Origin of the sequence: Okeania sp. SIO2B3 (assembly GCF_010672525.1) — a bacterium.
In the GTDB taxonomy this organism is placed as follows: domain Bacteria; phylum Cyanobacteriota; class Cyanobacteriia; order Cyanobacteriales; family Microcoleaceae; genus Okeania.
Map to the genome: position 1 here is coordinate 1 of NZ_JAAHGH010000229.1, position 2,023 is coordinate 2,023.

The 2,023-nt window shown below is 41.5% G+C and carries 3 protein-coding genes; 1 reads left to right on the forward strand and 2 read right to left on the reverse strand.

Features of this window, described 5'->3' with window-relative positions; all coding sequences use genetic code 11:
- Together F6K15_RS37815 and F6K15_RS37820 are read right to left on the reverse strand one after the other, a co-directional pair.
- The coding region (locus tag F6K15_RS37815) for a hypothetical protein (RefSeq protein WP_293071223.1) at nucleotides 1–340 on the reverse strand (340 nt) is incomplete at its 3' end.
- 45 nt (nucleotides 341–385) lie between these two features.
- Entirely contained in the window at nucleotides 386–784 is a 399-nt protein-coding gene (locus F6K15_RS37820; RefSeq protein WP_293071224.1) for a hypothetical protein, read from the reverse strand.
- 257 nt (nucleotides 785–1,041) lie between these two features.
- Here F6K15_RS37820 and F6K15_RS37825 point away from each other — a divergent pair, with 257 nt between their 5' ends.
- Entirely contained in the window at nucleotides 1,042–1,941 is a 900-nt protein-coding gene (locus F6K15_RS37825) for a hypothetical protein (RefSeq protein ID WP_293071226.1), read from the forward strand.
- Nucleotides 1,942–2,023 lie beyond the last annotated feature (82 nt).

A 2,023-nucleotide genomic window follows, 5' to 3' on the forward strand; every position in this document is an offset into this window, starting at 1 on the left:
ATTTTCTGCGAGTTTTTTTAAGTTGTTCTTTGTGTAGTTTGATGTGAGTTTTTAACTTTAATACCCTACTTGCTGATAGGGAGATTTGCTCCGAGATGGGTAATGTGTCACATCTTTTACTGTTGGGTTGTTCTACCCATACCACCATTCCTTCCCCCTTGGTTCTCCAGTAGGGGAATGGCATGGGAACTAGCTCTAGATTTTCAATACTGATGAGTTGTTCGGGGGGACCGGGGAAGTAGGCAACGTGTAGGTGTTGATGGTAGTGGTTGAGTTGGAATATTTTCCCACTAAATTCCCCCGTGGTTATTTTGGCGAATTGTTGATGTAGGATTTTCATTGCATAAAAATTGCCGACCGCATTGCTGCGATCGGCTCCCTGGGTTTACTCTTCTTCTTCGTTTGGGTCTTCTGGTAATTTTTCGACCTGTTCCAACAGACGTGCGATTTCTGTTTCTAGAGCTGCTGACTTTTCTAAAAAGCTAGCCTTTTTGTGTTTGTGATCTACCAACCTTTTTTCCAGCCTTTCGCCATGTTCGTCCATGTAATCCGAAGCTTCCCGCATTACTTCCCGGAACAGGCCAAGGATTCCCCCAATAATCCTATGGATTGCAGCTCGTCCCACGCCTGAACCCACTTCTCCAATAGCTCGCTCTGGCTCGTATTTAATGCGTCCGCTATCTCCTTCATTCTCTCCTTTGTCTTGGGAGTCACTGATAGATTTAATTTGTCTTTCCTGATTCCGTATTTTGGTTTTCCGGCCATCTATTTTTACATCACCCATGTTTTACGTACAGAATTATTTTACTTAAACCTCTTGACATAATCTTATACGTAATTAATAACATTAGTCAAGTTGTACGCCAAAGATGTTTCGGAGGTGATGCCTATCGGAGCTGTCCAAACAGTTAATTCCTATCTACTAACTGACATAGCCGTCTAATTCTCAGTGAATAATTAATGGTATTTGCCGGGGTGAGAGCTTTTATCTCCTAGCCTCACCCCTTACTTATTAACCTTACTTTTTCTTACTTCTTTTAAATGTCTGGATTTTTTGACATATTTGGATTTGCCAATTGCTTTGATCCAAGCGATCTTCCTGAGTGGGGAGAAATTATTTGGTATCCTTACGAGGAAATGTATCTGTCTAATGACTTTGTACACCGAGAAAACTGCCTAGAACGTGCAGAATTTGTGTTGACAACAGCCAGCTACTCTTATGTAGAAGAAGGGTTGGCTTACAACGCAATAAAAGTTTATAAACTTTACAAGAAACTAGGATTTAAAAATTTCAAAGAATACTGTCTGAAGCGACTCAAGAAAACAGCTTGGCGAGTCGAACACATTATCAAGGCAGCTCAGACAACTTGGAATTTAATGGTCAATGGGTTTAAAGAACTCCCCAGCAACGTATCTCAAGCCTACGCTTTATACGAACCTGCAAAGAAAAAAGGCCATGACTATGACATTGATACTGCTTGGCAAGACATACTCCACATCAGTGAAGAAGAAAATAAGCCTATTACCACGAGGTCAATAGAAGCAACTGTGAGTCCTGAGAAAAAGAAAAGAGGTTCGAGGGTTAAATTGCCTGAAGATGTGATGGCTGCCCTGAGAAAAAAAGCCGAAGAAAAAGGTCAAGACCCTGATGATTTGGCCGCCGAAATTATCAAAGAGTATTTTTATGTAGAACAAGACCCTGTCCCAGACACCTCCCCAGGGTCTGAACCAGAGTCTAAAGAAAATAATAAAGTTTCTATGTCAAAAACACCAGATATTGAACCTTGGGAAAAAGACATGGATGCTTTAGTCCAGGAAAAATATGCTAATGAGGTTAATTATGACACAACCACAGACAGTTCCGCAATACCGGAAGTTTTTCACTCAGATGGGGATATCTCATCTGGAGATAAAAGCCCAATACGGCGACCTCCGACTTAGGGCTACTTGGGAGAAAGCTTACTCTGAATATACCTATGAGAGATTGCCTATCATTCAGGCGATCGCGCAAGTAGAAAGGCCA